The sequence below is a fragment of the Leptotrichia sp. oral taxon 221 genome, assembly GCF_018128245.1.
Classification (GTDB): domain Bacteria; phylum Fusobacteriota; class Fusobacteriia; order Fusobacteriales; family Leptotrichiaceae; genus JABCPH02.
Window position 1 is genome coordinate 1,716,505 of the sequence record NZ_CP072378.1, and the last position, 18,278, is coordinate 1,734,782.

The 18,278-nt window shown below is 27.5% G+C and carries 20 protein-coding genes and 3 pseudogenes; 3 read left to right on the forward strand and 20 right to left on the reverse strand.

The features are described from left to right. Positions 1 to 116: 116 nt before the first annotated feature. The 13 genes and pseudogenes from J4863_RS07655 to J4863_RS07715 all read right to left on the reverse strand — a co-directional run bounded on the left by J4863_RS07655 (position 117) and on the right by J4863_RS07715 (position 11,383). A complete protein-coding gene (locus J4863_RS07655) occupies positions 117 to 1,061 on the reverse strand; it encodes a hypothetical protein (RefSeq protein ID WP_249111507.1) in 945 nt (314 codons plus the stop codon). A 105-nt stretch (positions 1,062 to 1,166) separates the two neighbouring features. Then, entirely contained in the window at positions 1,167 to 2,180 is a 1,014-nt protein-coding gene (gene cbiG, locus J4863_RS07660; protein WP_211618163.1) for a cobalt-precorrin 5A hydrolase, read from the reverse strand. Positions 2,181 to 2,224: 44 nt separating this feature from the next. Then, the gene (locus tag J4863_RS07665; protein WP_211618164.1) at positions 2,225 to 3,205 is read right to left on the reverse strand and encodes a hypothetical protein; all 981 of its coding nucleotides are present in this window, start codon (positions 3,203 to 3,205) and stop codon (positions 2,225 to 2,227) included. A 31-nt stretch (positions 3,206 to 3,236) separates the two neighbouring features. Further along, positions 3,237 to 4,604 (reverse strand): hypothetical protein, encoded by a 1,368-nt coding sequence (locus J4863_RS07670; RefSeq protein ID WP_211618165.1) that lies wholly within the window; start codon positions 4,602 to 4,604, stop codon positions 3,237 to 3,239. 23 nt (positions 4,605 to 4,627) lie between these two features. Beyond that, positions 4,628 to 5,395, reverse strand: coding sequence for an NUDIX domain-containing protein (locus J4863_RS07675; RefSeq protein WP_211618166.1), 768 nt, complete (start codon positions 5,393 to 5,395; stop codon positions 4,628 to 4,630). A 290-nt stretch (positions 5,396 to 5,685) separates the two neighbouring features. After that, on the reverse strand, positions 5,686 to 6,309 hold the full coding sequence (locus J4863_RS07680) for a hypothetical protein (RefSeq protein WP_211618167.1): 624 nt from the start codon (positions 6,307 to 6,309) through the stop codon (positions 5,686 to 5,688). A 37-nt stretch (positions 6,310 to 6,346) separates the two neighbouring features. Beyond that, positions 6,347 to 7,108 (reverse strand): precorrin-4 C(11)-methyltransferase, encoded by a 762-nt coding sequence (cobM, locus tag J4863_RS07685; RefSeq protein ID WP_211618168.1) that lies wholly within the window; start codon positions 7,106 to 7,108, stop codon positions 6,347 to 6,349. 135 nt (positions 7,109 to 7,243) lie between these two features. Beyond that, positions 7,244 to 7,559: pseudogene (locus J4863_RS07690) on the reverse strand (DUF1016 N-terminal domain-containing protein); the annotation flags it as partial. A 52-nt stretch (positions 7,560 to 7,611) separates the two neighbouring features. Then, positions 7,612 to 8,295 (reverse strand): hypothetical protein, encoded by a 684-nt coding sequence (locus J4863_RS07695; protein ID WP_211618169.1) that lies wholly within the window; start codon positions 8,293 to 8,295, stop codon positions 7,612 to 7,614. 36 nt (positions 8,296 to 8,331) lie between these two features. Next, positions 8,332 to 9,027 (reverse strand): precorrin-2 C(20)-methyltransferase, encoded by a 696-nt coding sequence (gene cobI, locus J4863_RS07700; protein ID WP_211618170.1) that lies wholly within the window; start codon positions 9,025 to 9,027, stop codon positions 8,332 to 8,334. A 126-nt stretch (positions 9,028 to 9,153) separates the two neighbouring features. After that, positions 9,154 to 9,525 carry a DUF488 domain-containing protein gene (locus J4863_RS07705; protein WP_211618171.1) on the reverse strand — a complete coding sequence of 124 codons (372 nt, stop codon included), beginning with the start codon at positions 9,523 to 9,525 and terminating at the stop codon, positions 9,154 to 9,156. 131 nt (positions 9,526 to 9,656) lie between these two features. Further along, the gene (locus J4863_RS07710) at positions 9,657 to 10,235 is read right to left on the reverse strand and encodes a hypothetical protein (RefSeq protein WP_211618172.1); all 579 of its coding nucleotides are present in this window, start codon (positions 10,233 to 10,235) and stop codon (positions 9,657 to 9,659) included. A 137-nt stretch (positions 10,236 to 10,372) separates the two neighbouring features. Then, on the reverse strand, positions 10,373 to 11,383 hold the full coding sequence (locus J4863_RS07715) for an endo alpha-1,4 polygalactosaminidase (protein ID WP_211618173.1): 1,011 nt from the start codon (positions 11,381 to 11,383) through the stop codon (positions 10,373 to 10,375). A 219-nt stretch (positions 11,384 to 11,602) separates the two neighbouring features. On the opposite strand from J4863_RS07715, the gene J4863_RS07720 reads away from it, so the two are divergent. The 3 genes and pseudogenes from J4863_RS07720 to J4863_RS09545 all read left to right on the forward strand — a co-directional run. Next, positions 11,603 to 12,106 (forward strand): TlpA disulfide reductase family protein, encoded by a 504-nt coding sequence (locus J4863_RS07720; protein WP_211618174.1) that lies wholly within the window; start codon positions 11,603 to 11,605, stop codon positions 12,104 to 12,106. A 127-nt stretch (positions 12,107 to 12,233) separates the two neighbouring features. Then, the gene (locus tag J4863_RS07725) at positions 12,234 to 12,413 is read left to right on the forward strand and encodes a hypothetical protein (RefSeq protein WP_060918504.1); all 180 of its coding nucleotides are present in this window, start codon (positions 12,234 to 12,236) and stop codon (positions 12,411 to 12,413) included. 156 nt (positions 12,414 to 12,569) lie between these two features. Next, a pseudogene (locus J4863_RS09545) lies at positions 12,570 to 12,851 on the forward strand (cysteine peptidase family C39 domain-containing protein); the annotation flags it as partial. A gap of 93 nt (positions 12,852 to 12,944) precedes the next feature. Here the strand turns inward: J4863_RS09545 and J4863_RS07735 are convergent. The 7 genes and pseudogenes from J4863_RS07735 to J4863_RS07760 form a co-directional block, all read right to left on the reverse strand. Continuing rightward, complete coding sequence (locus J4863_RS07735) at positions 12,945 to 13,418, reverse strand: pantothenate kinase (protein WP_178937026.1); 474 nt, start codon at positions 13,416 to 13,418, stop codon at positions 12,945 to 12,947. Between the two features lie 139 nt (positions 13,419 to 13,557). Further along, entirely contained in the window at positions 13,558 to 14,340 is a 783-nt protein-coding gene (locus J4863_RS07740) for an META domain-containing protein (protein WP_211618175.1), read from the reverse strand. A gap of 199 nt (positions 14,341 to 14,539) precedes the next feature. Next, positions 14,540 to 14,845 carry an EamA family transporter gene (locus tag J4863_RS09460; RefSeq protein ID WP_249111509.1) on the reverse strand — a complete coding sequence of 102 codons (306 nt, stop codon included), beginning with the start codon at positions 14,843 to 14,845 and terminating at the stop codon, positions 14,540 to 14,542. A 205-nt stretch (positions 14,846 to 15,050) separates the two neighbouring features. Beyond that, positions 15,051 to 15,437 (reverse strand): annotated as a pseudogene (locus J4863_RS09465) (EamA family transporter); the annotation flags it as partial. Positions 15,438 to 15,473: 36 nt separating this feature from the next. Beyond that, positions 15,474 to 16,571, reverse strand: coding sequence for a metal ABC transporter permease (locus tag J4863_RS07750; protein ID WP_249111510.1), 1,098 nt, complete (start codon positions 16,569 to 16,571; stop codon positions 15,474 to 15,476). Further along, positions 16,571 to 17,482: a metal ABC transporter permease gene (locus J4863_RS07755; RefSeq protein WP_211618176.1), complete on the reverse strand. Its 912-nt coding sequence runs from the start codon at positions 17,480 to 17,482 to the stop codon at positions 16,571 to 16,573. Before J4863_RS07755 ends, J4863_RS07750 begins: the two co-directional genes overlap by 1 nt. A 1-nt stretch (position 17,483) precedes the next feature. Continuing rightward, a complete protein-coding gene (locus J4863_RS07760) occupies positions 17,484 to 18,254 on the reverse strand; it encodes a metal ABC transporter ATP-binding protein (RefSeq protein ID WP_249111511.1) in 771 nt (256 codons plus the stop codon). Positions 18,255 to 18,278: the final 24 nt, after the last annotated feature.

The following is an 18,278-nucleotide window of genomic DNA, read 5'->3' on the forward strand; positions in this document are numbered from 1 at the left end:
TTTTATTAATTTATTTCTCCTTATTGGATATACTTATTTTAATATATTTAATTATTTACAAATTTGTTATCTAAGGAAGTGATTGAATTCCCCCTTTTGTATTCAAAACATTATTTTTATTCATTTGCCGAATTTATATTAATTCTTTTATACATTTCAGTTTCGTCCAATCTTTTTATCAAATTTTCAAAGTTTTTTCCTTCTTTTGGTGCCTCTTCAGAAAATTCTTTAAAAGCCAGTGTCATTTTGATTAACAAAGCAGTAATTATTTCTTTATTTTGATTATACTCTGCCACTTCTTTAGAAATTTTTTTATTTGCAATTTTATTTATAAAATCATTGACCATTCCTTCAGTATCACCTGTAAACACTTTTAGAATACCACCAACCATAAAAAAACTTAATTGAGTAGAATAGGCTTCTTCATCAGAAATTCTGTATTTTTCTAGCAAATTTTTATTATCAAGTATTTTATCAATTTCATCCATTTTTTGCGTTATTTCATCTATTTTCTGTTTCATTAACTTAGGATTTCCATCTTCTTTTATATTTTCTGTTTCTTTTGATAAATATTCAAAAAAGTCTATTGTTTTCAAATAATACTGATTATCGCTAATTCTTTTAACTTTTTCAAAATACTCATTTTTTATATTTTTGTTTTCAGAACAATTCCAGAAGTCCCTTCCCAAAACGAAATTTTTTCTATCTTCAGGAATATTCATTTTCAAATATTCTGAAATATATTTTTTCTTCTGAGGATCGTTTGGTATTTCAGTCAAAAAATATGATTCTATTAATCTTTCCAAGGCAACATAATTTCTTTTATCTTTTTGATAAAGTTTTTCCCATTCATCCTTACTTTCAGTTGCCTTCTCATCTTTATCATCCTCATTTACAAATCCTTCTCCAAATTTCTTATCCAATTTTACAGTTTCATCAATTATTTCTTGTTTTACACCTGTTTTTGATAAATCTTGCTGGATTTTTTCCTTTATTGTTAAGGCGGCTAAATTTAAGTTTATTATAAAAAATAGTGCTAATGTAAAAAGTATTTTTTTCATATTTTCTCCTTAAGTTTCTTGTTTCTAGATACTAAATATTTTAAATTAAATTAGAAAATCTTATGAAATTTATTTTTTATAAAAATCAATCTCAATTTTTTGGTCCTACATTTCTTCTTCAAAAATTGAAATTGTAATTCCTTCCATCTTAACTTTCTTTACTAAAAAACTACCTTTTCTGCTCGAAGCTAAGTACGCACAAGGCTCGGAAACGCCATATACTCCGATTTGATTTTTTACAAATTCTGAACGCTCTTCGACTAAATTTTCTACTTCCAAAATTTTTTCTTTTTCAAAAAATTCTATTGGAATATTTAATTCAGTCATTGCTTCTAAAAGTCCAATTTCATCAGATTTTACCCAAGCGGATGCGGCTTTTTTTATCGAATCCATTTCTAAATTTTGAGTTTCCATTACGTAATTTATTTTTTCGATGATTTTTTCTTTTGGTGTATTTCTTTTACAGCCGATTCCGAGAATGATATTTTTGGGAATAATTTTAGAAATTTCGATATTTTTTCTGTTTGAAATAATTATTGCTCCAGCACAATTTTTGTCGTTTCCTACAATATTTTTTGGCAAATGAATGCTCACATTTTCTCCATTTACGATAAGCGAAGTCACTCTTTTAGCATCGTCCAAGCTTTCCAATTTTGCTTTAATTTTTTGTGACAATGTATCAACTGCAATTTTTCCACCGACGTCAGAAGCTGTTGTAATTACTGGGATTGCTCCGATTCCATTTGCAATTTTTTTACATTCTTCATTTGCACCGCCAAGATGTCCTGAAAGTAATGAAATCACAAAATTAGCATGATCATCAACTGTAATAACAGCTGGGTCTGTATCCTTGCTTTTAAATTTCCCTTCAATAATTCTCACAACTGCTCCAGTTGCTGCAACGAAAATATGTAAATCATATTTATCAAATGTTTTTTCTAATAAAATTGGCACTCGCTCATTTATCACAAACAAATTTTCCACATTTTCACTTTCAAGATTGAGCATATTTGCCACTCTTTGTGACACATAAATATGCAAATTTTTATAAACATTGTTTCTTATTTTTAAACATGTTTCGTATCCGTTTTTGCTTACGCAATATACTGCTGTTCTCATTTTTATCTCTCCTAATCACTAAATTTTTAACTTTTTATTTGAACTTATTCTTCTAATTTTCTCATAACTTCATAAAGCTTACTTTTTTCTAATTTATTTAAAAACTCTTCGCTTTCTTTTTCATCAAACGATGCCACCATCCTCATTATTTTCAAGTACATATTTTCTAGAATAATATTATACTTTATTGAATCTTCTGTCATTTTCTCATTATTTGCAATATTTCTCAAATAATAATCAATCGCTTTTTTTATAACTTCTGTTTTTTCTTCACTTGAATCTTCCGAATAATTCTCTAATATTTCATTAATTTTTGAAAAATTTAACGTTAAATCAAATCCGTAAACTAACTCGTCTACAATTTTAAAATCTCTTTTATTTTCTTCTGACTGAAAAAAATCTTTAACAACTACTATTTTTTTCATTTGCTTATCACTGATTTCCTTTATTTCCTTCATTTTTTTCTCATTTTCCAATGCTTGATTAAGTAATTCCTGAAAATTCTTGCTCTTACCATGAATATCAATTTCCATAGTCGCAATTTCAATTAGATCATAAACAGCTGGTTTATCTTTATATTTTTGTTTAATTTTATTAAAATATACTTGAGCTTTTTCCTTTTGACCAATTTGATAATAATAGAGACCTGCCAGACTCCATTTTTCAAAGTCAGTAATTTCCTTATCTTGTAAATTTTCTTCACCTATTTTTTGTGCTTTTAAAATATTTTTATCCCCACCTTTTTTTAAATACAATGTTATTAAGTATTGTCTAACTAAAACATTATTTTTATCTTTTTTCAGCAATACTTCTGCCTTGTTAATCAATTCATCAATTTCATCTTTCTGTGGAATAATTGATAATTCACCTCTTGAATCTAATAGAAAGTCTGATGTTTCATCAATTATACTTTGTTTTACTCCTTTTTTAGAAAGCGTTTCCTGAACATATTCCCTAAGCGTGTATGCATTTGCTCCTAAACTTGTTGCTAAAAAAATTGTAATTGCATAAATTAATTTTTTCATAAAGTTTTCTCCTTTTTTCTATTTTTTAAATCTATAATTTTAACCTTTTATACAGTAATTTCTTTTCTTTTTTTGGTATTTTACTTTTTTCTATAATTCCTTTAGATTTTAAAATTTCCAAAATTTTCTTTTTATCATCCGATTCAAAATGAATAAAATCTTCAATTAATCCTTCATATTCTGGTACTTTTCTAAATACATATTTTTTTAATAATAATTTAGAAAGTTTACTTTTTAAAAGTTTTATCCAATTTTCTATCAAATCTGATTTTTTAATTTCTTGTATTTCATTTTCAACTATTAGTTCTTTCGTATAAGTTTTTCCAAAAATGCTATCTATAAAATATTTAGATACTTTTTTTACACGAAGATAAACTATTCTCTGCTTTATAATAAAATATATAATAAATATTAAATTTAATCCTAAAAGTTGATAAAAACTCTCATAACTAAAATTCTGATATTTTAAATGATAAATTAAATAAATGATTGGTTCAAAAAATAAATAACAATTTGTCATTCCTGATGAAAAACCTCCTTCTATCTCTTTATAATTTATAAGTGCATCCCAATCTAAAATAAGGAAGATTATTCCTATAACTAATGAAATTATCCAATAATTAATTTGTAAACTTCCCATTAACATAAGCATAATTCCTGTAAATTGTAGACATAAAAGAATTAAAGTTATATAAAAAACATAGCCTGAAATTTCTTCATTACTTATTTTTTTCAATTTATATTTAAACATCATATTTTCTATATTTAAGAAAAATGGCTTTGAAAAAATCCAATTTTTTAAAATATTTTCATTACTATTTATACATAAACCCAAAATTTTGTTATATTTTAGAAAAAAATATTTTTTAATAAATTTTTTTATCCCTTTTTCTGAATTGGCTTCGTATTCTTTTAATATTTCCTTCAATTCACTTTTACCATTATTCATAAGGTTATATTTAAAAAAATCTTTTTCAAATTTATTTTGATTTAAAATTTTATCTATTTTATTCGCAAATCTCAAATTATCAGTTTCAACACACTTATCACCTTCAAAAATCAAACTGTAAATTTTATTTATATCTTGTGTCGTACATTCTTTTTTCAATTTATCAAAAAAATTTTTTCTTTCCAAAAAGGAAAATGAAATATTTGATGATTCATAATATTCTTTTAATAATTTTTCTACCTCACCATTTTTAAAATATTGAAATTTTTCTATTTCTAAGTTTGTTCCCTCAATCTCTTCATCAACATCATCTTCTTCATAATCATTTATTGATAAATAATATTCAGGATAAAATTTTTTCAACGCTTTGTAATATTTATTATATTTTTCTCGATTCCAAAAAATTATATCTTTAAAATATTTAAAAATTTTAAATAATTTTATTTTCATAAATCCCTCTAGTCCATAAAATTCTACACTTCCATCTCAAACACATTAATCACAGGCGTTTCATAAGGATGAACCTCCTTAATCAAATAATACGCTAACTCTTGAAAATCTTTTTTCACTCTAAATTTCATAATTTTTTCATTGGCAACACTGGATTTTCCAACTTCTCCGTCAAAAGGATTTCCGCCTTCCAAAGTTTTCCAATGTCCAATTCCATCAATTGTAGAATAAACATCTGCATAAAAGCCTTCTGTCAAAAGATTGTATTTTTGTAAGTTTTCCACAATTTTTTCCACATAATTTTCTGGAACAAAAACTTCAAAACAACTATATTTTTCTTTAAATTCTAATTTTGAACTCAATAAATTGTCGTTTTCATAATTTAAAGTCAAATAAAAAAATGGCGTATTTTTAAACAATAATTCTAAAAATATTTTGTCGCCTTCCCACAATTTTAAATCAAAAATTTCTTTTTTTGGAATCCATTTTAAGTTGCCTTCATCACATTCATGCTGATTTCCTGAAAAATCCGAACTTGTATAAAGATACATAAATAGTGGCTCATCGTTGTTGTAATTAAAAATCACAAGTCCACGAAATTCATAACTATTCAATTTGTAGCCAGTTTCCTCTTGAACTTCTCTTTTTAAACACTCTTCGGGTGTTTCCCCAGCTTCCAATTTTCCGCCAATTCCTAGCCATTTTCCTTTATTTATATCATTTTTCTTTTTAGTTCTATGTAGCATTAGATATTTTTCATCTTTTTCTAAATAACATAATGTTGTAATCACTTTTATCTCCTTTTTTATTTTATTTATAAAATATTATACCATATAGTTATGTTGATTTAGAATAGTGTTAGAAAATTTTAATATTAAAATTTTAAATATTACATGATATAATTTTAAAATAAAGAAACCATGGAATAGCAAAAAGAGGACTAATCGCCAAGTAAGTCCTCTTTTATTTTACATTATTTTCTAGAATTGTTCGATTAAAATTATCACAACATGTAGTATTATAATAACTATAAATCTTATCCAGACTCCTTCCTAAAAAGGATTGCCAAAATTATATTATTTTATTTAAACATTTCCTCATATTCCTTTGATTTCCAATCATTTCCTTTTTTTTCAAAAGTAATATTTTTTTTAGTAATTTCATAAGACGAATTTTCTTTTAGTTCTTTTTTCATTAAATCTGTCATATACATCAAAAATTCTGCAGCCATTTCCTTTTCATTCATATTTTTTAATTTATCAGCATTATATTTCTCTGCCAAATTTTTTTCAATTTCCTCTTCACTTAAATCATCCGATTTATCAAATGAAGGTATTTTTATTTCACATTTTACAATTGCTTTTGAATTTGATAAATACTTTATACTTTTTACTTCTATTTTAGTATTTTCAGCCATAAGATCAAACATCTGTGAATAAGCTTCTAAGAAAGTTTTATAAAGATAAACATCTTCTGATTTATTATTTTTTTGATTTTTCATGGCATTTTCTGCTTCTGAAAATGTTGATAAATACTCTTTAAAACCTCTATTTATATAATCCTTTATCTTTTCTTCAATCTTTTTATTCTCCATTTCAATCTGTTCTGCAGACAATGTAACATTTTTCCCCTTCGTCACTTCATAACCTTGTCCAAAAATTTGTAACGAAAATGTAAACAATACGATTAATAATAATTTTTTCATCTAAAATTCTCCTTATTTTTTTACTTTATCAAAATTTTTATTCTTTAATCCCTCTTCTAAACTCATGCGAAAACGTCTTATCATAAAGTTTAGATTTAGAATATTTATCTCCCATAAAGTTTCCAACTAAAATTTGTGCAGTTTTCGTAATTTTCTCATCTTTCACTTTTTGAGCAATGTTTTCCAATGTTCCCATAATGATTTTTTGATCATCCCAAGTGGCTCTTTGGACAATTGCAATTGGAGTTGTTTTCTCGTAATGTTTTAATAGTCTTTTTACAACTTCATCAATCATTTGTACAGACAAAAATATTGCCATTGAGCATTTGTGTGAAGCTAGGCTTTCTAGACTTTCTGTTTCAGGAACAGGTGTTCTTCCTTCCAATCTTGTACAAATTATTGTTTGACTCACATCAGGCAATGTGAACTCTTTTTTTATTGCGGCAGCAGCAGCTACAAATGAACTCACTCCTGGCACGACTTCATACTCTATTCCATATTCATCCAAAATATCCATTTGTTCCCTTATTGCTCCAAAAATACTTGGATCCCCAGTATGAACTCTTGCAACCAATTTTCCATTTTTCTGAGCTTTTATCATAACTTCCATTACTTCATCTAAGTTCATTGAAGCAGAATTATAAACTTCCGCTCCTTCTTTATGACATTCAATAACTTCTCTAGGCACAAGCGAACCCGCATAAATTATGACATCTGCTTCCTTTACAATTCTTTGACCTTTTATTGTTATTAATTCAGGATCTCCAGGCCCTGCTCCTATAAAATATACTTTTTTCATAAAATTACCTCTTTCTTTTTGAATTAATTTTCCATTTTTATAATATTTCATTTATTTCAAAACTTACTGATATTTCTGTATTCAAATATATTTTTTCATTTTTCTTAAAAAACGCTTCCCAGACTTTCCCATTTTCAAGATAACCAGATACTGTCTGGAATTTTTGATATTTCAAATAAAATTTTCTCATATTAAATGAATTTGATTTTGAAAATCCCTTTCCGTGCTCTTTTGTCAATTTTTTCGACAATTCTTTTAAAAGTTTTTTACCATATTCCGCTCTCTCATTATTTTCCTGCTCATCTTCTATAATAATTTTCCCAACTTCCCAATAAGTCTGCACAAGAATATTATTAATCTTTACAGACACCTATTTTCTCGCATTTTCCATCAATTCTTTGATTTGAAAATAAACCATACTACTCTCAATTCCTTTTTCAATTTTTCTCATTTTTATCCCCCATTTATATTAATTTCAAAAATAACTTATCAAATATTTTTTACTAATAACTAATTTTTTGTTCCATATTCGGATTTTGAACCGCTTTTTTATACAGTTCTTTTAATTCTTCAAAATGATTTCCACTTTTTTCTCTATATTCTTTTTCCTTTTCTGTCAATTCCCTATTATACGGATTATCTCCCAAACTACTGTGAAGTGCAACTCCAAATTGGGTTATAATATCAAATTTCATGATTTCCTGTGACAAACTTTTATCTGTATAAAATTTATAACCATCGTAATTTGAACCTCTTCCAGCATCATAATAAGTATTGTTATTATATTTTATCTTTACAATATTTTTTATTTCTTTTTTTGTTTTTCTTTCATAAATAGTCGCTCTACCGTTTTCCACTAATTCAGCGATATAATTACGAACATAATCCAATTTTTTATCTTTATCCGAAATACTATCTTTTATATTTTTTTCTTTTTTATCTCTATTTTTATTATATAATTCCAACAAATCACTTTTTCTTACTACAATATCAAAATTTTCAGTTTTGTAAGTCACCAAATCTTTTTTATCACTTGGCAATACATAATCTAGTTTAATTTCTTTGACAAAATCTTGACTCAATTCTACATATCTTTTCTTTTTTGTATCGTAAGTTCCTTTTACAATCGTTTCTGCCATTCCTTGAATTGCCACTATAAATGACAAAATAAATAAAATTTTTTTCATAATAATTCCATTCTCCTTAATACTTAAATTTAATTTTTAAAACCCTGATTTTTTCAATATCATCGTCGAAAAATAAGGAACTTCCTCCACACTCTCAATATCCCAATAAACAACTTCATTATCTTTCCCGCAATCTGAAACAATTACAGCATTTTCTTTATTTCCTGTTTCAATTATCGCCTTTTTAATTTTCTCAAAATTTCTGCTTATTTTCATTAAAACTAAATTATCATTATTTTCAATTTCCTTGTAAATATCAGTTTTTCGATTGACAGACACCACTTTTAAATCTTCATCGCCAATCATCAAAGGCACATTCAGTCTAGCTGCAATGCTATTAAACGAAGTTATTCCAGCAATCGTCTCTACTTCTACATCATCTGCAATATGCTCCAAAACATAAGTATATGTGCTATAAGTCATCGGATCTCCAATTGTCAAAAATGCCACATTTTTCCCTTTTTCAAGTTCTTCACTTATTTTATCAGCATTATTTTTTCTAAAAACTTTTCTCGCTTCCACATCTTTTATCATCGGAAATTCCAAAAACATTTGCTCTACACCAGGTTTCAAATATTCTCTTACAATATTAAAAGCCGTGCTTCCTTCTCCACTTTTTGCCTCAGGCAATACAATTACATCCACCTCATGCAATTTTTTCGTCGCTTTAACCGTTATATTTTCAGGATCTCCTACTCCTACTCCAATACCGTAAAATTTACCTTTTTTCATATTTCACTTTCCTTTCTTTTTATTCTCCTATTTATTTTAATAAAAAATTTACTCTTTATTTCTTATTTAACTTCTTTATTTTCAAACTTTTTCTATGCAACACTCAAAATACTTTTTAAATTTCAACTATTTTCCCAACTTTTCCTCAATAAATTTCTTTAATACAGGAATATGGCTCAATTCTGGAGTTCTACTCGCATAAACCATTGTCACATTTCCCTTCTTCAACTCTTCCAATATTATACCCTCAAATTCCTTAAAATCCGAATTTTCTTCCAATTCTTTTCTATATTTTTCAGAAAAATTTTCAAAATCGATAATTCCTTTATGATAATTTTGTCTTAATTCCTTCGATGGCGTAATAATTTTTGCCCAATAATCGATTTTCGCATCTTCCTTTTTTAACCCTCTAGGCCACAATTTATCAACTAATATTCTAAAACCATCTGCTTCTCCAATTTTTTCATAAGCTCTTTTCCATTTAATTTCAAATTTCATAGCTCCCTCCTTTTCTAAAATCAAAAATCTTATCAAGATCACAACTATTTGTCAATCACTTTTCATAAAATTACTTTAACTATTATACCATATTTGTTATACAAATATTTCGATAATACAACAATTTTTAATTATTTTTCCACTAAAAAAATATTTTCTGAAATTTTCTTTTTCATAATTCCACCAAATTGATTTTTGTAAAGTTCAAGATATTCTGAAAATTCGCAAGAACAATTGTATCCTAAAATTTCCATCTCAATTCCAAATAAGTCAACATTGAAAGGAAATGGCGAAAATCCATTTTTCAAATAAAATTTCTTTCGATTTTGACGCTCTTCGTAATTTTTAGCATTTTCATCCTCAGCATTTTCAATCTCAAGAAAAAAACGATAATTTTTGTAATATTCTTTCAAAAAAGATAGCGTTTTAGAGCCGTATCCATAACTTCTAGCTTCTTCAGTTATTGCCAAATAATCTAGCAAAACCAAGTCCTCATGTTTCAATGCAATTGCTAAACCTTTAAACTCATACGAATCTCTATTTTTCTCATCAGTTTTTTTCTTCTCGATTGAAAAGATCTCAAAATTCCCTCTCAATACTCCGATTAATATTAATCCAAATGGCTTTTTTTCCTCTTTTGGAAACGAATTTTGATATAATTTGTAAATATTTCTAATTTGTTTTATTGATTTTATTTTTCTTAATTCCAATTTAAACCTCTCCTTTTGCTAAAAACTAAAATTTACTTTTTCTTAATTAACAAAAAAGAGAAAACCTGTTGCATTATATCATGCAATCCTAATCAAAAGGTGGTTTTCTCTTTGTTATAAAGTTATTAACTAAATAATTAATTTATAATTTCTCCGCTTTTTTCAGATTTAACTTCAAAATTATAGTATGTGTCAACTGTATCAAGCATATAACCGTCTACACCCATATCATCTAATCGTTTTTGATAATCTTTTACGATTTTTCTCCATTCAGGACTCCAATATTTTACAATGTAATCGTCTGCCCAATTTGGATTTTCTCCCACAATCCAACTAGGTCTTGTAGCTTTATTTTTCCATTCAGGCTTCCAGGAATCTCTGTATCCTCCAGCTTCTCCAATACTAAAATATGCTATCACTATTCTCTTAGCTCCATTTTTCTTTCTCTTCAATGATTCTATTTGCTCTTTTGTCATATATTTTCCACTATGTGAAGGCTCGATTAACAACAAATCATAATCAGTATTTTTCAAATAATTATAAAAATCATCAACATCTCTAAATTCTTTTGGATTTAATAACACCAAGAAATTTTTTACATCATTCAAAGAATTTATATTATTCGAATTAAAATTTTGTATTGGCATATATGCTTTTTCAGCTCCAAATGATGGTAACAATTCATTTATAATATTTGTTTGATTAGATTTTACCAACAAATCTTCTCTCAATTTATTCCCTACTCCATAATTTATCGCAAAAATTGGTTTCCCTGCTTTTCTAATTGGATTTAAAATACTCAAAAGAAACTCATTTGACTCCTTTTTAGTCGGATGCGACAATTTTAGACCTTCTCCATAATAAAGTGATTCTTGTGTAGTTCCGTTCGTAACATTAAAAAAATCCTTGTCTATTTGATTATTACGATAATACAACAAATTCCCATTTTGTGTGATTAAATATTTATTCTTTGTTGTATTTGAACGCACTTCACGAATTAAATCTCTCATTCTGTCACGATAAATTTCACTTCCTGAAACATATTTTTTTGTATTTTCAACTTTTGAATTCTTATTGTCTTTTACATTTGTATTTGAGAAGCAATAACAAAAAATAAATAATGACAATATTAATAGTACTTTTTTCATATTCACCTCTTTTTTAATTAGATATATTTTAATATAAATATTTTTGTCTTTGTTTAGTTTATCCTATTATTTTAGTTTTTTTCTTTTAACTTGTGGATTGTTTGTAAGAAATATAGCGAAATTAGGATTTAAAAAGTTAAATATAATTGAAAATATATATTAATATGATAAACTTTATAAAATATTTTAAATAAAAAAAATAAGAAAGAAGGGATAAAAATGAAAAAATTATTGATTATTATTTCATTATTTATGACATGTATTTTCGGATTCGCAAATGCAAAGCCTCTTGATGTTGATGTAACAGAAGGTGCAAAATTACCAAATTTTGAATTAAGAGATTTTCATGGGAAATATACTAAAAGTAAAAAAATATTTGGAGATGGAAAACCAACACTTTTAATTTTTGCGGCTGAATGGTGTCCTTATTGTCAACGTGAATTAGCTGATGTACAAAAATTTTACGAAGAAAATAAAGATAATATAAATGTTGTAGTTGTATTCACAAGAAGAAAAACAAACTTATCAGCAACTAAAAAATATGTAGAAGATAGTAAATTTACTTTCCCTGTGTATTACGACGCTACAAATACTCTTATGACAGCCTTCAAAGTAAAAACTGTTCCATACAACTTGATTATCCAAAATTCAAGAATCCAAAAAGATTTGGGTGGATCAAAAAATTATGAAGAGTTGAAAGAAGCATTTTATTTGAATTATTAATTTAGAAATATTTTATATTTTAGACATCAACTATTGAAGGCTCTTTTGCAGGAGGAGTAGGATATACTTTTGATAGAGGAGCTTTCAAATTAGGATGGTAATCGAAATTTTTAAGGAGGTAAAATTTATGAATAAGAAATATCAAAATATGATAGTTATAATGGCTTCAATATCTTCAGCCATAATTGGTGGTAGAATAATTGATGAATATGGATGGGTTATAGGTTTAATAACAGCTGCAATTACAGGTGCTGTTGTTGGATTGCTTGGAAAAATTATATTAAAGTTTCTTAAAATTAACAGATAGATTAAATAAATACGTATTTATTATAAAATTATAGTCTTTAACCTAATCTTAATAAAAATTTTATTTGAATAGAGAGTTTCTAGTTTTTAGGAACTCTTTATTTTTAAAGAGAGAGAGGGGGAAAAAGACTTTTCCGATATTTAAGTTTTACAGAAGGATGAGAATGATTGTGGAGCTGCCTGTATATTAACAATAGCTAAGCAATATAATTCAAATTTTTCAATTGCCAAGTTACGGCAAATATTAGGAACAGATAAAAACGGAACTAATCTTGCGGGAATGATAAAAGGGCTTGATTATTTGGGATTTGATTCAAAGGCAGTGAAAGTTGAGGATAAAAAAATTGATAATAGTGTGTCTTTTCCTATAATAGCACATATTCAAACCACAAATAATTTTTTACACTATGTGGTTGTTCATGATTTATATTTATTTTGAAGGAAGAATTTAAAAACAGGATGATAAAACTACCATCCTGTACCATATATTATATTTTGAGTTTACACAAAATTTTGGACACTCTCCCTTTTTTTAATCAACTACAGTCATTATTCTATAATTGTTATGTGGATTTATTATTACTACTTTTTTAAGTTTTGTGTCGTAAGCATAAGCGTAATCCCCATCTTTGGCTACTTCTCTAAGAAATACTTTCTTTTCTAATCTTAATCTTACTTTTTCTTCTTTTATTGAATCAGAACTGTCTTGCTCTAGAGATTCATCGATATATTTTGTAACAAAATATCCTTTGCTGTCTTTTTGAATTTTAAAAGTATCAGCTGTATCTGTATAACTAAGTGTTTTATTCAAAAACTTTTCTGCATGCAACTTTCCATCTGTAGTAAATTTCTGATCTATTCCTTTTGCTAATCCGCCTGGAAATTCTTCACTTTGTGTAACAGCTTGAGTGTTATTTTGAGCAGTTGCTCTTCCATTTGCATAAGTTACTACTCCCATTGCTAATACTACCATTAGCAAACATAATTTTTTTAAATTTTTCTTCATAACAAATTCTCCTTTTTATTTGTTTTCAAAATATCAAATTTTTTATTCTGCTTCTTGATTAATGAAATTGTATCATAGAGTTTACAGGAATTCAATGTTGTTTTTTTGTGATTTTTTTGAAATTCTCTATCTCTAACACCTAATAATGATAAGCTCTGTCATCAATCTTTTCAAATTTCAAAACTTTCCCATCATTAGTAGTCAAAATCAAAAGATTATTATTAAATTCTATAGTTTTAGAATCTTGTAATAATTTTAAATATTCAAATTCAATTTTCATTAAATTTTCTGGTCCTGCCATTCTTGTAGAGCCAACTGGTCCGATTTTAATGCTGTTATTTTTTATTTCAAAACTTCCAAAATAGTTGTTTACTCCTGAATTTCCGTTTACTTTGTTTTCGTCGAAAGAAATTGTTATTTCTCCATCTTTTTCTGGGAGTGTTGTTTGTCCCATTTCCAAAAGTTTCCATTTTGTATTTTTTAATTTTTCACTTAAATCTAATTTTTGGAATGTCCAAATTTCTCCATTTTTATTTCTCAAACTTAAAGTTGTATTGCTATAAGTTATTCTTGGAGAATTTTGTAATATTTCTAAAAATCTTTGTTCAATTTTCATTAATTCTTCTGGACCTGCCATTAATGTTGTTGCTGCATTTGCAGTTAAAATTGAGTTATTTTTGATTTTATAACCTCCAAAATACCTGTTTACTCCTGAATTTCCATTAATTTTGTTGTCTGCAAAATTAATTGTGATGTTTGCATTTTGGGGAAATTCTTGTTCTTTTCCTCTTTTTATAATTTGTGATAATTCCCATGAAGTTTCGTTTAAGTTAATAATTTTCTTTTTAGTTTTTGCACTTAAAGAAATGCAACTTAGTAAGAAAACTGTTAAAATTCCGAATAAAATAAATGTCTTTTTCATTTTTATTCCTCTTTTCTAAAATTTTTTATCTAAAATCTTAAAATTTATATTTCTAATATTTTCAAATTTCTCTAAATTTTATAATAGACTTTAATTTAAGATTTTATGATTTATTCTTTTTATCTTTTCATCATAATAATATCACATCTTCATTAAACAAATATTAGAAGTTTTTAAAAATTAAATTTTCAAAATTTATTTATAATCTTTTTTCCAAAATAAATATTGAAACGAAAACCAATACAAATCCAATTAATTCAACAACAGAAAATCTTAATCCAAAAATTATTACTGATAATATTGCCGCAAGTACTGGCTCGAAGGCTGTCAATATCCCTGCAAGTGATGAGGAAATGTAGTTTAAACTTGCGATATAAATTAAATAGGCGATAGAAGTTCCTAAAATTACGACTATTGCTACTTGAATTATAGATTTTGTGTTTATATTTCCTTCTATTTTCCAAATTGGATGAACAATGTTTGAAACTATGCTTCCTATAATCATTCCCCAGCCAACTACTGTTATGCTTCCATATTTTTTTTAATAGTTTTTTTGGATAAATTGAGTAAAAGGCGATCATAATTGCTGAAAAAATTCCAATAAATAGCGCTTCTGGAGGGACAGATAAACTTGAAATTTTTCCTTTTGTCGCTATGAATACAACTCCTAAAACGGTCATAAAAAGTAAAATTAAAGTCGAAATTGCTGGAATTTTTTTATTTTTTACAGATTCATAAATAAATATGAAAAATGGTGCTGTAAACTGTAAAATTGTTGCAAATGAAACATTACTTAATTCGATTGTTCGAAAGTATGTGTATTGAACAAAGTACATTCCGGCCAGTCCGAATAGAATTATTCCAAGTGTGTCTCGCTTGTTTTCTAGTGGCTTTAAGACTGATTTTTTTTCAACGAAAATTACAATTAAAAATAGTAATATTCCTGAAATCAGAGTTCTTGTGGAAACTAGCCAATCTGATGAAAAATTGTATTTTTTAAAAAGGATTTCTCCTGAAATTCCTGAAATTGACCATAAACTTGAGGCTAAACTTGCCAGTATCACTCCACGCATTTTTTCTCTTGATTTTGTATCCATTTTTCGCCACCTTTTCCTTCTAAAATTTCAAATTAATTAATAACTGTCAATAATTTTTTCTCCATGCTTAGAAAGTTTGAAAACTCCGTTATCAACATAAATATATTTGTTTTTTTCAGCTTTGTCAATAACTTTTTTCAAAAAACTTTTGCTCCAACGCAAATGATTTTCAATAGTTTCAACTCCACACTCGTCTTTTTCCTTTTTAGTATTGGCGTGATTCGACAAATGAATTAACAAAATTCTTAGTGAAAATGCCATTTTTTGAGATTTTTTCCGATTTATTGTAAAAATCAAACCTTTTTTTGGAGAAAAAATTAATGTTAAAAGAAAAATTACTCCGATTGCAACGGCAATGCTTCCTGCGATTGAAACATCGAAAAGTCTTGCAAAATAGAAACCTGTGATACTAGCAAATGCTCCTAACAGTGTGCTTAAAATAATCATTACTTTTAGTTTGTCAGTAAGTAAGTAGGCTGTTATTGGAGGGCCTATCATGAAGGCTACGACTAAAATGGATCCAACTGCTTCAAAAGAGGCGACTGCTGTCATTGAAACTAGCGACATCAACATATAGTGGATTAATATTGGTCTCATTCCAAGTGTCAACGCCAATGCTCTGTCAAATACTGAAATTTTTAATTCTTTGAAAAAAATTGTTATGAATGATAGATTTACTAAAAAAATTATAGTAGTTGTTAGTAATCCTTTTGGAATGCTTAATCCGAAAATTGCTACTCGGTTAAATGGTGCAAAGGCTAATTCTCCTAATAATACTGAGTCAACATCCAAATGCACATTTTGAGCAAATTTTGAAAGCAAAATTACTGCAATACTGAATAATAGTGGAAAAATTACTCCAATTGCAGAATCTTCTTTAACAAGCCTTGTTGAATTTAATAGTTCCACAAGGTAAACCGTCATAACTCCTACAATTCCTGCACCGACGATTAATAAAGGAGAATTTAAGTCATGAACCATAAAAAATGCAACTACAATTCCAAGTAAAATCGTATGAGTGATAGCATCTGACACCATTGCCATACTTTTTAATACAAGAAAAGTCCCTAAAATCGAACAGGCACTCGCAACCATAATTGCAATTAACTGTATTTCCAACGCAAAATGTATCATTATTTATCCTCTCCTTTCGCCTCTTTTAATTTAGCTAGATTTAATTTTCTCTTTTGATTATTTCTTATAATTTTAAAAATAATTCCTCGCTTGTTTGAAAATAGAATACTGAAAAGCACGATTAAACTTATAATTACTACGATAATCGGTCCTGTCGGCAAATTTTCTTGGCTTATACTGATCAGTGTTCCAAAAAATCCTGATATACCGCCAAAAATCGCTGATAAAATTACCATAACTGAAAGTTTATCTGTCCATTGTCTTGCGGCAACTGCTGGAGAAATTAACATTGCACTTATTAAAATTACTCCTGCTGCTTGGATTCCGATTATTACAGTCGCTACGATTAATACGGAAATTAAAATTTCGATTTTTTTACTTGGAAACCCTAATGTTTTTGCAAAATCTGAATCGAATGAAACAAGCTTGAACTCTTTCCAAAATAGCATAATTATTGCTAAAAGTACAATTCCTGCAATAAAAATTACATTGACATCTCGTTCGATAAATGTCGACGCTTGTCCAAAAATAAATTTATTCAATCCAGATTTATTCGAGCCAGGTAATTTGTTCATGTAAGAAAGTAAAACTAATCCTAATCCAAAAAACACTGATAAAATCAAGGCTAACGCACTATCAAATTTTATTTTTGTATAATTTTGAATTAACTGAATTAATCCAATACAAATCACACCCGTTACCAATGCTCCGAATAACAGAACTTCTGTTTCCTTCACATTTGTGAATAAAAAGGCAAGGCATACACCAGGCAAAGAAGCGTGAGAAACTGCATCTCCAAGCAAACTTTGTTTTCGCAATACTGCAAAACATCCCAATATTCCTGACACCATTCCAAGCAACGAACACCCGAGTGCAACTGTTCTAAAAGTGTGGCCAATCATAAAATTCATATTAACTGCCCTCTCTTTCACTTAATTTTTTATTTTTGTAAGTTTTTTCAATGTTTTCTGGCGTGAAAATTTCTTCAACAGGCCCAGATGCAACGACAGACACATTTATGAACGTCACATAATCAAAATATTCTTTTACAGTCTGTAAGTCATGGTGTACAGCAATCACTGTTTTTCCTTCATTTCTCAATTTTTTCAGAATATCAATTATTGATTTTTCTGTCTTACTGTCTACTCCTTGAAATGGTTCATCCATAAAATAAATTTCAGCTTCCTGAACTAATGCCCTTGCCAGAAAGACTCTCTGCTGCTGTCCTCCCGAAAGCTGGCTTATCTGTCTGTCGGAAAATTCTTCCATTCCAACTTTTGCAATAGCTTCCTTTGTTTTTTCCTTATCGATTTTACTTACCCTCTTAAGCCATCCAACCTTTCCATAACGCCCCATTTCAACCACATCAAATACAGTCGTTGGAAAATCCCAGTCAACGCTCCCCCTTTGAGGAACATATGCTATTTTATTTCTTACTTTGCTGTACTTTTCATTATAAAATAAAATTTCTCCAGTAACAGGCTTTATAAGGTTGAGCATTGTTTTAATTAATGTTGATTTCCCGGCACCGTTTGGACCTACAATAGCCATCAGTACTCCCTTTTTTACATTTAATTCAACATCCCATAAAACAGGCTTATCTTCGTAGGCTACTGTCAAATCCTCCACTTTTATAATTATTTCATTGTTCTGTTTATTTCCCATACTATTTGCTCTTGTCATAACTTAACCTCTACATTCTTCTTT